Annotated in this window: 8 protein-coding genes and 1 CRISPR repeat array; of the genes, 3 read left to right on the top strand and 5 right to left on the bottom strand. The window is 48.1% G+C overall.

The features are described from left to right. Nucleotides 1–108: 108 nt before the first annotated feature. Nucleotides 109–2,179: a CRISPR direct-repeat array (repeat unit 37 nt; unit sequence GTCAGGACAGACACCCGGAACCTTTATGTGATGGAAC). Nucleotides 2,180–2,613: 434 nt separating this feature from the next. From dnm_RS12870 to dnm_RS12860, 3 genes are all read left to right on the top strand, one after another. Further along, nucleotides 2,614–3,351, top strand: coding sequence for an MBL fold metallo-hydrolase (locus dnm_RS12870; protein ID WP_207683041.1), 738 nt, complete (start codon nt 2,614–2,616; stop codon nt 3,349–3,351). A gap of 269 nt (nt 3,352–3,620) precedes the next feature. Further along, on the top strand, nt 3,621–4,490 hold the full coding sequence (locus dnm_RS12865; RefSeq protein WP_207683040.1) for a DMT family transporter: 870 nt from the start codon (nt 3,621–3,623) through the stop codon (nt 4,488–4,490). Between the two features lie 6 nt (nt 4,491–4,496). Beyond that, nucleotides 4,497–4,976, top strand: a complete 480-nt coding sequence (locus dnm_RS12860) for a regulatory protein RecX (protein WP_207683039.1) — start codon at nt 4,497–4,499, stop codon at nt 4,974–4,976. On the opposite strand, the gene dnm_RS12855 is transcribed toward dnm_RS12860, so the two are convergent. The 5 genes from dnm_RS12855 to dnm_RS12835 form a co-directional block, all read right to left on the bottom strand. Then, the gene (locus tag dnm_RS12855; RefSeq protein WP_207683038.1) at nt 4,956–5,270 is read right to left on the bottom strand and encodes an HNH endonuclease; all 315 of its coding nucleotides are present in this window, start codon (nt 5,268–5,270) and stop codon (nt 4,956–4,958) included. The genes dnm_RS12860 and dnm_RS12855 overlap by 21 nt on opposite strands. After that, the gene (locus dnm_RS12850; RefSeq protein WP_207683037.1) at nt 5,270–6,148 is read right to left on the bottom strand and encodes an ATP-grasp domain-containing protein; all 879 of its coding nucleotides are present in this window, start codon (nt 6,146–6,148) and stop codon (nt 5,270–5,272) included. The genes dnm_RS12855 and dnm_RS12850 overlap by 1 nt, the downstream gene beginning before the upstream one ends. A gap of 139 nt (nt 6,149–6,287) precedes the next feature. After that, the gene (locus tag dnm_RS12845; RefSeq protein WP_207683036.1) at nt 6,288–6,494 is read right to left on the bottom strand and encodes a hypothetical protein; all 207 of its coding nucleotides are present in this window, start codon (nt 6,492–6,494) and stop codon (nt 6,288–6,290) included. Nucleotides 6,495–6,581: 87 nt separating this feature from the next. Then, nucleotides 6,582–7,781 (bottom strand): exo-beta-N-acetylmuramidase NamZ family protein, encoded by a 1,200-nt coding sequence (locus tag dnm_RS12840; protein WP_207683035.1) that lies wholly within the window; start codon nt 7,779–7,781, stop codon nt 6,582–6,584. 292 nt (nt 7,782–8,073) lie between these two features. Next, on the bottom strand, nt 8,074–15,948 hold the full coding sequence (locus tag dnm_RS12835) for a CHAT domain-containing protein (protein ID WP_207683034.1): 7,875 nt from the start codon (nt 15,946–15,948) through the stop codon (nt 8,074–8,076). Nucleotides 15,949–15,999: the final 51 nt, after the last annotated feature.

Below are 15,999 nucleotides of genomic sequence, written 5' to 3'. Positions count from 1 at the left end.
CTTACGAGCCTTAACAACGAAAATGGCGGTCATTATCTCTCTGATAATAAAACGAATTTAACGAAAGTTCAAAATCAGAAAAGCCATTTTTTGAAATTTTCGAGGGGGGTCAGGACAGACACCCGGAACCTTTATGTGATGGAACGCTCCGTTAACGTTCAAACCCTGCTGGCCCTGTCAGGACAGACACCCGGAACCTTTATGTGATGGAACTCGCCAGCAAAAGTGGTTTTAAATTCCACCTTAGTCAGGACAGACACCCGGAACCTTTATGTGATGGAACCTACTTAAAATTCAAGCAGGTAAAAATTAAGTCAGGACAGACACCCGGAACCTTTATGTGATGGAACCACGACATCGGATGCCCGCTGAAGATCTCCGGGTCAGGACAGACACCCGGAACCTTTATGTGATGGAACCAAAAACTGCTGCAGTAAAAAGTTTGTAATTGTCAGGACAGACACCCGGAACCTTTATGTGATGGAACGCCACAGCAATCGTGCCATTGTCCTGGACGCCATAGTCAGGACAGACACCCGGAACCTTTATGTGATGGAACGACTGAAAAATGACTTCATCTAAATCATCTGGAGGTCAGGACAGACACCCGGAACCTTTATGTGATGGAACTCGTAAAAAGCGGCGAGGTCAAGGTCTGTTTTGTCAGGACAGACACCCGGAACCTTTATGTGATGGAACGTTAATGGCTGCACCACCATCGCCAGCTACATGTCAGGACAGACACCCGGAACCTTTATGTGATGGAACAGCACCAGTCATGGCTGTCATAGACGTCTCTGCATTGTCAGGACAGACACCCGGAACCTTTATGTGATGGAACCAGATCAGGTTTGGCGTTATGCCAATGAAAGGCGTGTCAGGACAGACACCCGGAACCTTTATGTGATGGAACGTTCTTTAAGACCCGCGTAGGCTTCTTTTAGTACAGTCAGGACAGACACCCGGAACCTTTATGTGATGGAACGTTTCAACAATAAAGGCAATATGTAATCGCCTTAGTCAGGACAGACACCCGGAACCTTTATGTGATGGAACGTCAAATTGTCGGCCGTTTTAGCACCTGAGACTGTCAGGACAGACACCCGGAACCTTTATGTGATGGAACAACTGGTGTAACCAGCTCCATTGATGTTAAGTCAGGACAGACACCCGGAACCTTTATGTGATGGAACCTGTCAAAACGCTCCCTCCTGTGGGTCCTCCAAGTCAGGACAGACACCCGGAACCTTTATGTGATGGAACTTTGAGTCCGGTCCCCTATGGACCTGACTCCGGAGTCAGGACAGACACCCGGAACCTTTATGTGATGGAACGAACTCCACCCGGCCGGACCAAGCTTGGTCAGCCGGTCAGGACAGACACCCGGAACCTTTATGTGATGGAACTCCGTCATCATTGATGTCACCTGGGAAAAAAGTCAGGACAGACACCCGGAACCTTTATGTGATGGAACGAAAAATCTGCATTTTCCAAGGCAACTTCCAAGTTGGTCAGGACAGACACCCGGAACCTTTATGTGATGGAACCTCGGCTTTTGGAGCAAATCCCCAGCCATCGATGGTGTCAGGACAGACACCCGGAACCTTTATGTGATGGAACAAGGAAGAAATTTCTTCTTCTCCCAGATTAGTCAGGACAGACACCCGGAACCTTTATGTGATGGAACCTACATTATCATCTGTTACACTATCAAAGAAAGTCAGGACAGACACCCGGAACCTTTATGTGATGGAACTCGTAAAAAGCGGCGAGGTCAAGGTCTGTTTTGTCAGGACAGACACCCGGAACCTTTATGTGATGGAACTGCAGAAGGAAAAATGACAGTTTCTTCATCTTTTTGTCAGGACAGACACCCGGAACCTTTATGTGATGGAACCGGTCATACGACCGTTGTTGACGAAATCATTCGTCAGGACAGACACCCGGAACCTTTATGTGATGGAACTTCAAACTCTTTTCCATAAGGAGTTACTTCATAAGTCAGGACAGACACCCGGAACCTTTATGTGATGGAACAAAAATTACTATTGCCATTTTTCTCATTTTTACGTCAGGACAGACACCCGGAACCTTTATGTGATGGAACATAAGCCTTTGATGTTAAAGGCTTTGTGTTTTGATGTCAGGACAGACACCCGGAACCTTTATGTGATGGAACGCCTTCAATTGATAATTGATAATGTCAGGATCGGATCTGCCGGACGGGGTTTGCAACCCCGTCCGAAATATTTTCCGACCCCCGAAAACAAACGTTTCGGACGGGGTTGCAAACTTTGTCCGAAAAATCATTAGCCAATAAACGCTCATAAAAAAGCCGGGTTTTTTGCCCCCGGTTATGAAAATGTTTTCAGATAAAAAACCCGGCTTTTCAAAATGTATTTTCACGGTAAAAGAAATAATGAGTTGTGGTCTTAGCACATGATACTGAGATCAGGACGCAAAGCGTCTGTCCTGCATTCCCACGCAAAGCGTGGGAACGAGAAAAAAACAGAAATTGGATAAATTCAAATTGTTATAGATTTCAAGAAAAAGACTAGTGAAAATATTTATTGCAAATGACAATGTTATGGTGATAGAAGAGCCGAATATAAATTGAGGCAGGCGATTTCAGAACCAATTGCGCGTTTTATCAAAACAGGCAAATTCAATGCAAAGGTCATTACAATGAAGATCACAGATGAAATATTCCAGATCGGCGGCGGGGGACTTACTTCATACGAGGATGCGGCCATTTATCTGATCAATTTTGATGGTCATGCAGCAATTGTGGACGCGGGCTGCGGCGGCTCACATAAAAAACTGCTAAAAAACATCCGTGCATGCGGTGTCAGCACAGATGCGATTGAATACCTTCTGCTTACGCATTGTCATTTTGACCATACGGGCGGTGCAAAGGCCCTGAAAGATGAGATTCACTGTAAGGTTATTTCTCACGAATTGGATGCTCCGTTTCTTGAGCAGGGAAATCCCATTGTAACTGCCGCAAGCTGGTATGGTTCAGGAATGACTCCTTTTGCTGTGGATAGAAAATTGTCCGGGGCACAGGAAGATATCAAACTGGGAGGAAGGATCATTCAGGCCATCCATATTCCGGGACATTCCCCGGGGTCGGTGGCCTATCTCACGGAGTCAGACGGACTTCGGGTGCTTTTCGGACAGGATGTTCACGGCCCCCTGGATTCGAGTCTTCTGTCGAACAAGGAAGACTATCTGCGCTCTCTGAATCTGCTCATTTCCCTTGAGGCTGATATTCTCTGTGAGGGACATTATGGGATTTTCAGAGGAAAAGACGAAGTAAAAGACTTTATCCGCTCATTTTTGAAAAGTTAAGATCGGTGGGATAAAATCCCACCCTCAGCAGTACAAGAATCTTTTCCGGAGTGCAAAAATAAAGCGAAGCGGTTTTTTGCATCGGATATAAAAAGAATCCGGTAAAATGCAAAAAATCGCTTCGCTTTATTTTTGCACTCCGGATTTATGATTTATGCAAAAAATCGCTTCGCTTTATTTTTGCACTCCGGATTTATGAAACTTGGCTGAACTGTCTGAGGAAACAAGAGAAATTCTATGAAAAAAAATTTACTTGCAAGTATTTCCTGATGCTCTGGTTTATTCTCTCACTTCTGGCTGCGCTGGCGGTTTCTTCCCAGGATGCCTGGATGAAAAAATTTTTCTCTCATCTCAGTCCTTATGAAATGGCTATGTGTCCCCTCTTCTACAGTATGCCGCTTTTTGCCATTGCGGTGCTGTTTGTGCCGGTGCCGCGGCTTGACTCAATTTTTTTCTGGAGTTTTCTGATCAGTATTCCCCTTAACGGCGTGGCCTTTGTTCTCTATATGAAAGCCATCAAGGTTTCTCCGCTTTCCCTTACGGTCCCTTATCTGGCCTTTACCCCGGGGTTTATGATCGTCACCGGATATGTGTTCCTGGATGAAATGCCAAATACATGGGGGATTCTTGGCATACTGATTATTTGCGCGGGGTGTTATATTCTCAATATTGAACCGGGTAGGCGGTCTTTTCTGGCACCGTTCAAAGCCATTCTCAAAGAAACAGGGTCATGGCTGATGTTTATTCTTTCCTTTTTGTTCAGTTTTGCCGCCGTGATAGGAAAAAAAGCCATTCTCCATTCCTCACCGCTTTTTTTCACCTTATCTTTTTTCGCAGTGTTTAATCTCGTATTATTCCTCTTTCTCCTGTTATTTCGAAAAGTCCGCATAAGAACATTCAGGGAAGAATTTGTAAAAGGTGTCATCGCAGGAGGCATATTCTTCCTGCACGCGCTCCTTCACGGACTGGCTATTTCGCTTACAAAAGCAGCCTATATGATCTCAGTGAAACGACTCAGCGTTGTGTTTGGCGTTATTTATGGCAAACTGCTTTTTAAAGAGGCGAATATCGGATTTCGTTTCAGCGGCGCACTGCTCATGCTGGCCGGAACCATACTCATCACACTCCAGGGGTTGTAATCTGAAATGAATGAAGACAGCGAATTCAAAAGAACATGCAATAAAGCCATGAATGCCGCGGTGAGACTGCTTTCACGCCGAAACCATACCAAGTATGAAATCAGACAGAAACTGAAACAGCGCGGCTTTGTCGCCGAAGTGATTACAAAGGTGATCTCCGAATGCGAACAGTTCAATTATATCAATGATGAACAAACCGCCCAATACTACCTTCGGGAACTTCAGACAAAGGGATACGGGCTTCGCCGCATTCGTTTCTCAATGAAGAAAAAAGGGCTGAATGAGGAACTGATCAGCAACATTCTTGAGGATCATCACACAGACGCGGACGAACTGGAAAATGCCCGCAGATCACTTGAGAAAAAGCTCAGGACCCTGAACAGAGAAAAAGACGCTAGAAAAAGAAAAGAAAAAATTTACAGATTCCTTTATTCAAAAGGGTTCTCCGCGTCTGTGATATCCGAGTTAATCAGCGGAAATATCTGAGCGTTTACGGGCTTCATTTAAATATTCCTCCCATTCCATAGGCAGAAGCTGTTTTTTGTTATTGTTGCATTCCTTGCAACAGGGAACAACATTTCCCTTTGTGCTTCTGCCGCCGCGGGAGATGGGTACAATATGGTCCATGGTCAGTTCTTTTGGGGAGGTGGGCTGTTCGCAGTAATAACACACGCCTTTTGCACAACGGCGTTTCCACCACTGGGATGCCCTGAGTTCTCGTGCTTTTTGGCGTTCCCTCCGAATATCCGCATCATCCAAATCCATCGCATAAGGTTGCATCACAGGTTCTCCGTCCATTTTTTGATTTCTGTAATAAGTAATTCATAAAATTTTTCAGAACCGCCCAGACCGCGCCTGCCAAAAAAATAGTTTATCTCAAGAAAAAGCGGTATGTTCACATCGGTTCCGGATTCCGAATCATGAGAAAAAAGAAAATCAAATCCTGCCAGGTTAATTCCTGTTTTTTTGCAGAAATGCCTCACTGATCTGACTGCCTCTGCCTGCAGATCCGGATCAGATTCCGCATCTATGACAGCACCATGGGCCAGGTTGGCGCAGAAACATTCTGCTCCTTCCTGAACTCGCCAGTAAGAGATAATTTTCTCACCCATGATGACCACTCTTAATGTCCTGTTTTTCGATGGAATATATTCCTGTATTAAAAAACCTTTCTGGCCTGTCTTTTCAAACAAGATGGCTTTTTGTAAAACCTCCTGAAATTCTCCGTGAGACTTGATCAGAAAAACATTATCGCCTTCTCCGCCCCAGTCAAACTTGAAGACAAAGGGGAAACTTGAAACTTGAAACTTGAAACTTGAAACTTGAAACTTGAAACTTGAAACTTGAAACTTGAAACTTGAAACTTGGGTGAAGTCGTCAACTGTCAGATAAGTTTCGGTTTTCGGATGCGGGACATTTGTTTTCTGAAACAGATGCGCCTGGCCGATTTTGCCCGGATATTTGAACTCCGCGTCATAATTTGGGAAAACATGAGGGCAGTTTTCCCGCGCCATGTCATAGAGGGTTTGTCTGCATCCCTGGGGCAGAATCACCGCATCCGCAGCTTTTATCGCGGCAAGGTCATCCTTTCCGGGGTCACGCCCCGCGCATAAAATATTTTTATCCCCTTCAAAAATAGGGTGAAATGACAGAATCATTAATAAGTGAATCTCCTTAGTATTTTTTGGCCCCCCGAGGGGGCAGATTAATTGATCTTTCTATAACTCCCTTTTTGATGGCAAAAAGTACAATATCGCCCCTGAAATTACTTCTAATTTAATCGCTTTTGAATATTTTTCAAGTGGTTGTCGTGGTCCGCCCCCCTTGCTGACCCTGTTTTATTTTCCTGATTTTCAGCAAAACATCGTCGTATTCATCTTCAAGTTCAAACAGAGACATTAGCTGATGTGGTTTTACAGAATGAGCCGGCAGCCTTTTTTTTACCTCCCTGATTTTATCGCCTAACACCTCAAGCCTTTTTTTAAGATCATCAATATTTTCCATTATTCTTCATCTCCGTTACTCTTCTCATTCTTTCCAATATTTTAATTGTTTTTCAAATTTTTCAATTGATTGGCATAGCCCGACCTCTTAAATCCTGGCCCGGGTGTAGATATGAAACTCCCGGGTTATATGAATGAATTCCTCAAGCGCTATTCTCCAGGATGCCGCAATTTCATCCAAATCATCGAATTTTTCCATGCGCTGACGAATTTCCGCACTTCCTATGAGAAGATCAATGGGAAGCCGTTCAAATTCATATTCATAAGGCGGAGATTTCCATTTGAACTGTTCCTTATGATGAAAACGAATCGCCTGAAGCAGTTTAAGGGATGTGATATAAGGCTGATATTCATGAGGATCCGTGATATGTATCTGAAACCCTTTGCATAAACTTCCGCTCCATTTGTTGGATGTCGGCTCAAAAGCGATTTCTCTGAGGATCGCCCCGGGCAACTGCCGATGTCCCAGACTCGAAAGAATTCTTTCCGTGTCAATGAACGGCGCGCCGAAAATCTCAAAAGGCTGAGTTGTTCCCCGTCCTTCAGATATATTGGTTCCTTCCCACAATACCTGCCCGGGGTAAACCATGGCTGATGTCGGCGTGGGGAGATTGGGAGACGGAGGAATCCACGGAAGCCCGGTATCCTGAAAATACATGGACCGGTCCCAGCCTTTCATGGGAATAACTTCAAGATCACAGCCAATACCATAGTGGTCGTTGAACAGGGTGAGCAGTTCGCCAATGGTCAGCCCGTGTCGCATGGGAATGGGATAACGTCCCACAAATGACGCACATTCGGGAGACAGACAGTTTCCTTCTGTCACGGACCCGCCCACGGGGTTCGGACGATCCAGAATGAGAACCTTTTTGCCGAATTTTTTCGCCACTTCAAGGCAGTAAGACGCGGTGTAAACAAAAGTATAAACACGAGTGCCCGCGTCCTGCAAATCAATAATCAGAATGTCTGTATTTTCGAACATCTCCCGGGTGGGAATGCGGGTTTCACCGTAAAGGCTGAAAACAGGAATCCCCAGCACCGGATCGGTCATATGATCCGATTCAATCATATTATCCTGTTTTTCCGAAAAAAAGCCGTGCTGAGGAGAATATAATGTCGTCAGTTTTCCCGGAAACCGCTGGTTAATCAGCTCACGAGCATGGCGAAACTGTCTGTCAACCGAAGCAGGATTACCTAAAAGTCCGAGCCGGTATCCGAAGATCCATCGCGGCGGTGTCTCAAGAAATCTCTCAAGCCCTGTCTGAACATATTGTGTCACGTTGCTCATCTCCCTTATCTTTTGATGATAAATACCTAACCATAAGTTTTCTATATTTACCCAGAAAAGAAACCCGGCTTTTTTTCCGGAGTGATCCGCCGTCCGTGAAGGAAAAAGCCGGGTTTCTCTGCCGCCTGCGGCGTTCCCTGAGCTTGTCGAAGGGAACGCTGTGCGGTGAGTCTGTCTGAGTGCAGTCGGAGGCGGCACAAAAAGCGGACAGCTTATCATATCATAAATAATTTCGTCAAGGTTTCAGTCCGGAAAATTTTCGTCAAAGTTTTCTCAGCATCTCCCTGCAACATCATGACCAGTTTCCGATCAGCAGGAAAGGTGCCCAGCAGGCCGGATGGCTGTAACGCGGTCGGGAAATAAGCTTTTTCTGTGCATTTTGCAGCGCCTTTGCCTTTGAAATACCGGGTTTCCCGAGCTGCCGGTAAAACTCTGTGACAGCCAGGGACGCAGAGTCATCATACACGGACCATAAGGTGGCAAGCGCACTCTTCGCGCCCGCGCTGAGGGCCAGACCCGCAAGCCCCAGGGCCGAACGCTCATCTCCCAGGGCAGTCTGACACGCGCTCAGGGTGAGGAGTTCGAGCTGCCTCTCATGAAATCTCCCGAGAGCGACAAATTCTCCGAGCTGATCCATGGTCAGCCTGCTGTCGTAGGTCAGCAGAAAAGTATCACGAGGATCGCTGTCAAATACGCCGTGGGTGGAGATATGAACCACGGAGTAGTCACGCTTTTTAAATTCGTCAAAAAGATGGTCAGCAGTATATTCCTGATTCAGCAACATCTCACTGCCCGTCGTGATTTTCCGAAGTTCCTCAAACTCCCTTTCCACACCGGGGAGGGGATCAAACCCCTGGACGCCTTCGGAAATCCCGCTGAGAAGCACCCTGACCTTTTTCAGTGAAACCGATGCGGAATCTGTCAGTCTGATTCCGGGAATCGTGACAACCGCGTATTTCTCCGTGAGAAAATGACGGCCGTCATGCAGCGCGGCGAACGGTATCAGACGAAGCACACCGTCCGGCGCGACAATAAGCGTGTCTGTCTCCCGGGCCGCCAGTTCCGCCTCAACAGAACGTATCAGCCAGTCATAAAGCGGATTCGCATAGTAAAGAATCCGGTTCGTTTTCGCTCCCTCCTGTAACCGCTCCCGAAACAGGTTTGCCTTTTCCCTGATTTCTTCGGAACTGACCGGGACATTTTTCTGCATGACGCTGTCCGGGAGAATCAGCAGTAATGTCAGGTGGTCAGGAAAGAGAATCGGATAAATGAGCGCAGTGTGCGGAGGGGGATGATACGCGTACTTCTCATTCGGAATGTCTTTTTGCATGACAGTCACACACTCATCCTCAAAATAATCCTGCAATTCAGCCGCCTTCAGAAGCTCCATCGTGTCCATGGCGATTCTCAGTCTTTTTTCCCGGACACTTTTCTCGCTGACCGTTTCCGCGGCTTTTAAATGAAGTTCTGCCAGTTCCAGATACACAGGTTTCACCTTCTCATCAAATATGTCTTCCTGACCGCGGTACCCGTTAAAAAACTCCTTACGCACGGGATCCAGTGTGCGGATGGTGTCGCTGTAAGCGCTGACAGATTTCTCGGTGTCGCCCAAAGCTCTGAACAGCCTTCCCAATTGCCATTGCCAGAGATATGAAATTTCAGGAGAATGATTCCCCTGCTGCGCGAAAAATAACGCACGGCGAGTCAGACGGACGGCCTCGGCATCATCTCCGTTGTCTTTGGAAAATCGGGCCAGATATCCGTAACTGTACGAAAGGATACGGTCGTCTTTCAGCATGTCGCCAATTTGTTTTGCCTGGTTCAGTGACCCATAAGCAACACGCTTCAGATGACTGGCACACGGCGTATACCTGTCCTGAATATCCCGGGCAAGCAAACTCAGGGAGATAAGGTCCGAAGCCTTGTGATGAGAATCTCCAAGATTTCGGATTTGAAGCAGCGTGTCATCCAGCGTGCTGACAGCCTCAGCATACTCGCCCGTCATCAGTCTGACACGCGTGAGATTGATTAAAATTTTTGATTTTAGCGGAGACAGATCACAGACCGTTTTAGCTGAATTTTCAATAATATAAAGACTTTTCTCGTAGGCTGTCATTGCTCCCTGATAATCTTCATCCGCGGCAAGCACATTTCCCAAATTGTTTAAAACACCTGCCAGCAAACAAGGTCTGTTCGCGAACCGGGCTTCTCTTTCGGCCTTTTTCAGATAATCCTCCGCCTGCGTGACATTTCCGAGACAAAGCAAAAGATCACCAAGACGGCTGAGAACCAGCGCATTATGATAAGGAAAATTTTCTTTCTCAATAGCAGATAAGGTCTCACGAAGGAATGACAAGGGTTTTTGATAATGTCCCAGGGAGCAGTACGCATCAGCCAGAGATATGACCGTGCGGAGATAAGTTTCTTCCTCCGTGTTCAGAAACTTTATGGCCTGTTCCCATGTCTGGGCGGCCTTTACAAAATCACCCTTGCGAAAAAATGTTTCCCCTCTGACAAGGAACTGTCCGGGCTGGTCTTTCACCTGCGTCTCAGCAGCCTCTGTTTTTTTAAACGGTAATCGGGGACTTGCCAACCAGTCATCCATTGGCGTAGGAATGCCGTCCCGTCCGGCCAGCACAAAGCTGCTCGTGTTTTCTCCGACCCGTTCCGAACAGGGGAGCATACGGGACGCGTCAAGGAAATTCGCGGGCAAGACACTCAGTGTGCTGCTGATATCCTGGGATTCAATCTCCACGGAACCGTCAATTCCCAATTCTGATGACGCGGAAACAATGGTGTCAGAAGACCGGACAAACCCGTCTGACCGGATACGGATATTTCCGCCCCGGCCTTTATACGCGTTGGCTATAATTGCGCTGTTTCCTTCTGCAATTGCCAGTTCAGGCACCATCGTGATATTTCCGCCATTTCCCTCGCCTCCGCCCACAGTCGCGGTTATCTCGCTGTCAAGCATATGAAAATGATGAGGATTATTTATCATGATATTTCCGCCATCAGCGTTTCCGGCTTCCGTGGTCACCGCGCTCTTGTCCATGCGGATGGCATTGACCGCGTTGATGGAAATATCCCCGGCATTGCCAGTCCCGGTGCTTTTGGCGGAAATCATTGCTCCGTTGTGCAATTGAACCGAATCCGAGGCATTGACATGGACAGTTCCGCCCTGTCCTTTGCCGCGGGTTGACGCCTCAATGCGAATACCGTTTTTGAGATCAAGGGATGTTGTGTTTACAGTGATGTCGCCGCCTTTTTTCTCACCGCCCGCGACACTGGCGCTGACAGTTCCTGAGCCGGAAGCGGATAACATATCTGTTGTCAAGGTGATGCTTCCGCCTTTGCCTCTTACTGATTTTGTAGTAACAAAACTCTCCTCAATCCTGACAGATTCTCCCGCGTGAATTATGATCTCTCCGGCATCTCCGTCACCGCTGTTGGAAGAGGAAACAGCAGCATTCTGTGTAAGAGTGAGGTTTCTCAGTCCGTGTTTCAATTCAATATTTCCGGCCCTGCCCGATCCGGAACTTTCCGTACTGATTTTAGCGTGATTATTCAGAGCAAGAACAGGTGCCTCGGCTGCAATGAATCCCGCGTCACCGGACGAACTTGCGGTGCTGTAAAATCCGCTATCCTTTCCTGACAGACGGATGGAATCAGAGGCGCTGACAAGAATTTCACCGCCCTCTCCTTTTCCTCCGGTTGAGCTTTCAACACGGCTGGCGTTATCAAGATTAAGCGTTTTCACATCCACTTCTATTTTTCCGCCATTTTTAACACCTTGCAGAACACTGGCACTGATGGCTCCTTTACCTGATGCGGATAATTTCGGCGTTGCAATGATGATACTTCCGCCCTGTCCCTGTCTGGCCTCGGTTTTAACGCTGCCCGATTCCATCATAATGGATTCTTCGGTGCTGATGGCGATTTTACCGGCATCTCCGCTGCCGGAATTGGCAGATGAGATTACGGCGTTTTGCAGTGTAAGTTTTCTAAGCTGATCTTTCAGAGAAATATCTCCGGCTTTGCCTGATCCGGAACTCTCTGTGCTGATTTCAGCGGTATCCGCCAAAGTCAGGAGCGGCGAGGCAGCGGTGATAATGCCAGCGTCGCCAGATGAGCTGGCGGTGCTGTATAGGCCGCTATGCTTTCCGGACAGAGACACGGAATCGGACGCAGTTACATGAATTTCACCGCCTTGGCCCTTTCCGTCCGTTGAGCTTTCAATATGCGCGCCGCTGCTGAGATTCAGGCTTGTCACGTTCAAATTGATCTCACCGCCTTTTTTATCTCCCCCCCGGACGCTGGCACTGATCTCGCCATTTTCTGATGCGGAAAACTTTGGCGTGGTGATGGCAATATCTCCGCCCTGAGCCATTTCAGATTCAGTGGATATGATCCCGCCGTGATTGAGAATCGAATCAGAAGCATTGACAACGACATTGCCAGCTTTGCCGGTTCCGGAGCTTTTCGCTGTCACCGAGGCATTCTCTCTGATATCCGCCAGTTCTGAAAGCAGCGTGATATCTCCGCCATCGCCGGAAGCAGAGGCAGAGGTGTTAATCTGTCCCTGTTGAGCAATGGTCAGGGCGTTTGTCGAAACATGAATAGTTCCCCCTTTTCCACTATCCCGTGCGCTCGCATATATGCCGCTGTCTTTTAATCCGCGGTGTTCCTCATCCCCGGTTCCGGATATGGTGACAGATTCTTTAGCAGTGATGCGAATATCTCCGCCCTGTCCTGCTGTCCATGTGCTGGCTGATACGGCTCCGCCTTGTTCCAAAGTGATGCGATCCGTATTCAGATAAATATCTCCGGCACGTCCGTCCGGTTTTTCTCTGCCTGCCTCACAGCAGTCTTTATCCTCCTGCAATGTATCCGCATAAATCGCTCCGCTTTGGCCCACTGTCAGTTCAGGCGTTGAAATGCTCAGATCACCGCCTCTGCCGGAACTGTAAGTGGCGGTGAAAATCCAGCTTCTTTCCTGCTTTGCACCGGAACCGGAAAGATTCACTGAATCGCCCGCAGTGATGGAGATGTCCCCGGCATTGCCTGTGCATCGGGTGCTGGTGGTTATGATTCCGCCTTCATGCGTTTCGAGACGATTCACATCTAATGTCACATTTCCGCCGTTCCCGCTGCCATATGTCTGGCCGTTGATCCATCCGTCTTTGTCCATTCTCACTTCATCTGCTGAAATGGTGATATTTCCGCCGTGTCCGGTCCCCTGAGTCTGGGCATAAACCCCGTAGTACGGAGCATATTTTCCTTCATCATCTGCCCCGGATCCCGCAATATGGACTGAATCTGCCGCGGTAATTGATATATCTCCTCCGGTGCCTGCGCTTCCCTCTTCAGTGCTGGAGGTAATATATCCTTTGCGCATCTCCACCTGGTCTGCGTTGATGACAATATTTCCGCCATTTCCTTGTCCGCCGGTTCCGTTATTGACTAATCCCTCATTTTCAAGAGCGAGAACACCTGTGGAGATATGGATATCCCCCGCGTCTCCGGGGCCAAGGGTTCCTTTGGTTTTGGCGGATAATTCGCTGGTTCCGGAAATGGTGACAGCGTCCCGGGCCTCGACCAAAAGTTTTCCGCCGCTGTTTCCGCCGTAAGTATCCGTACTGACACTGCTTTCATTCTTTATTTCCAAATGGTTCACATCTATTGTGATGTCACCGCTCTGACCCGTGCCATAAGCCTGATCAAAAATAATGCCTTTGTCCGCAACACTGAGGGAATCCGCGGAAATATGAATATTACCGGAATTGCCGCTGGTTCCGACATTTGCATTGGCAGTCACTCGGCTGTTGAGATCACCGCTCCCGGAAATGGCGATGTCACCCTCTGCGAGAATGGAAATATCGCCGCCCTTTCCCAAGCCATGAGTGGTTGTGGTGAGGCTTCCGCCGCCAGTGAGTTTCATCTCATCCACATCCAGCAACATATTACCGCCATGTCCCGCACCCCTGATCTCTCCGGAGATGGTCCCGTTATCTTCGATGCTCAGGTTTTTCGTGGAAACGGTGATGGTGCCAGCGTCTCCCTGGCTGTCCGGATCAGCGATGGCATATAGTCCGCTGGCCCCGAAACTGCCGGTTCCCGTAACAGAGACATCATCACGGGCCGTTATGGAGAGATTACTCCCTTTCCCTTCAGCTGAGACTGCGGAGACGACTTTTCCGCCGCCGAGCAAACTGAGACGCCCTGTGTCCAGCGTAAGATTTCCACCGCTGCCTTTGCCGGAGGTGCTGCTCGTAATGATTCCGTTATCCGCAATGGTCAGAGAATCTGCGGAAACCGTAACTGCGCCTGCGTTTCCTTTTCCCTTTGTATCTGCATAAAATCCGCTGGCACCGTCATATCTGTCTGTGCCGGAGATAACAGCGGCATCTTGAATTGTCACAGAAATATCTCCGCCGGCATTGGCTCCGTTAGTGCCGGTGCTGACTTTTCCTCCGCCGGTGACATCCATGCGCTCTGCTTTTAAAATAACATTTCCGCCTCGACCGTTTCCGCGGGAAGCAGTGGTGATGAATCCTTCGTCAGCCAGTCTCAGATCATTTGTTACAATGGCAATACTCCCAGCGTCTCCGTTTCCATAAGATTCCGCCGCCAGTGCGCTGGTGTCTTTTCCAGTTCCTGATATTTCAGCAGAACCAAACGCGGACACGGAAATATCACCACTTGAACCCGAGCCATACGCACTGGTGATGACAAGCCCGCCGTTGGTCACATTCAGATGGGTTGCGTCAATGGACACATAGCCCGCGTCGCCCCATCCGGCAGAAGATGCGCTGATTCTTGAATCATCTGACACGGAAACCATCCCCCCGGAAATGGCGACGTTTCCGCCATATCCATCGCCCTCGGCCTGCGCGTAAAGCCCGCTTTCTCCTGTAAGCGTGACAAATTCACGGGTCGTTAAGGAAATATCACCGCTGCTGCCGTGTCCGGCGTTGCTGGCTGATATTTTTCCATTCTGATTTATCTCCACTTTTTTCGCATCCATGGAGATATTTCCTGCACTTCCGGAACCAAAGGCATCTGTGTATAAGACTTTTTCAGAAGTCTCTGATCCGGATATGCTGATATTTTCTCGTGTGGTTATCTTGATATTGCCGCTTTGTCCCTCCTTTTTGCTATATGAAGATACAACGCCGCCATCTCTTATCTCCAGATTTTTTGCCGCCAATGTGATATCTCCGGCTTTTCCTTGTTCCTCTGCGACAGTGGTAATCTGACCATCTGCGACAATCATATCTTCGCTTAGACGGATATCAATTTCACCTCCCTCCTCCTTGTCCGTTATGGATGAGATATATGATTTTCCGCTGAGTTCAAAGCGGCCTCCCCGGATATGCACTTCCCCGGAACGTTCGCCATATCCGTTGACATCAATGGCTGCTCCGTCTGAAACGAACAGGTTGCCATGTTTTTCAAAATCAGATATGTCTGTCCCGGGTTTGGTAATCATGGCTTCACCTGGAGATGCGACACTGGCAATGTTCACCTGGCCGCCTTCTATCCGTATCCATCTGTCTTTTATTTCCATATCTCCCCCTGTCAGGGAGAGTGTCTCACCTCGGGGAATTTCGAGATATCTGCCTGAGTCCAGGGTTATATCTGACGGAGTATCACTCAAAAAACCAAAGGCTGAAGGCGGGGCAGTGGTTAATACGGTGTTTTCAGTGTGAACCGCGTCAAAACGTCCCTCATCTCCCAAACGAAGATAATCCGAAGTGCTAAGGTGAAAAGAGCCGGAGACATCCAAAAAACCATTCGGGCCAAAGGTGATGCCCCATGGATTGATAAGAAAAAAATCAGCACCTGGTATTTCTGACCGCAGGCGTCCGTCAATCAGAGAGTGTTCTCCTCCGGTGACCCTGCTGATGACATTCTTTATTGTATCTGAGCCGGTAAAGAATGCGATTTCATCGGTATTGATGTTGAATTTGCCAAAGCTGTGAAACAAGTTGCCTCCGACCTGCTTTCCCATGGTTTCATCTATTTGGTAGTGCGGACCCGAAAGCTCGCTTGAAGGGCCCATGGTTCCGTCAAAGGTAATTTGCGCCTGAACAGTATAAGCGGCAAGGCAGCACAGGAATATGATAATAAGCAAGGTGGATAAGGAACGGCTTTTCAAAAGCATTTGATGTCTCCTTGTTTGGTTGGATGGGAAACTGAAAGTTGCGGCGAACGA

Source organism: Desulfonema magnum, assembly GCF_017377395.1.
GTDB lineage: Bacteria > Desulfobacterota > Desulfobacteria > Desulfobacterales > 4be13 > Desulfonema_C > Desulfonema_C magnum.
Note: the sequence above shows the minus strand (reverse complement) of the source record. Positions and strands in the feature narration are given on the sequence as shown.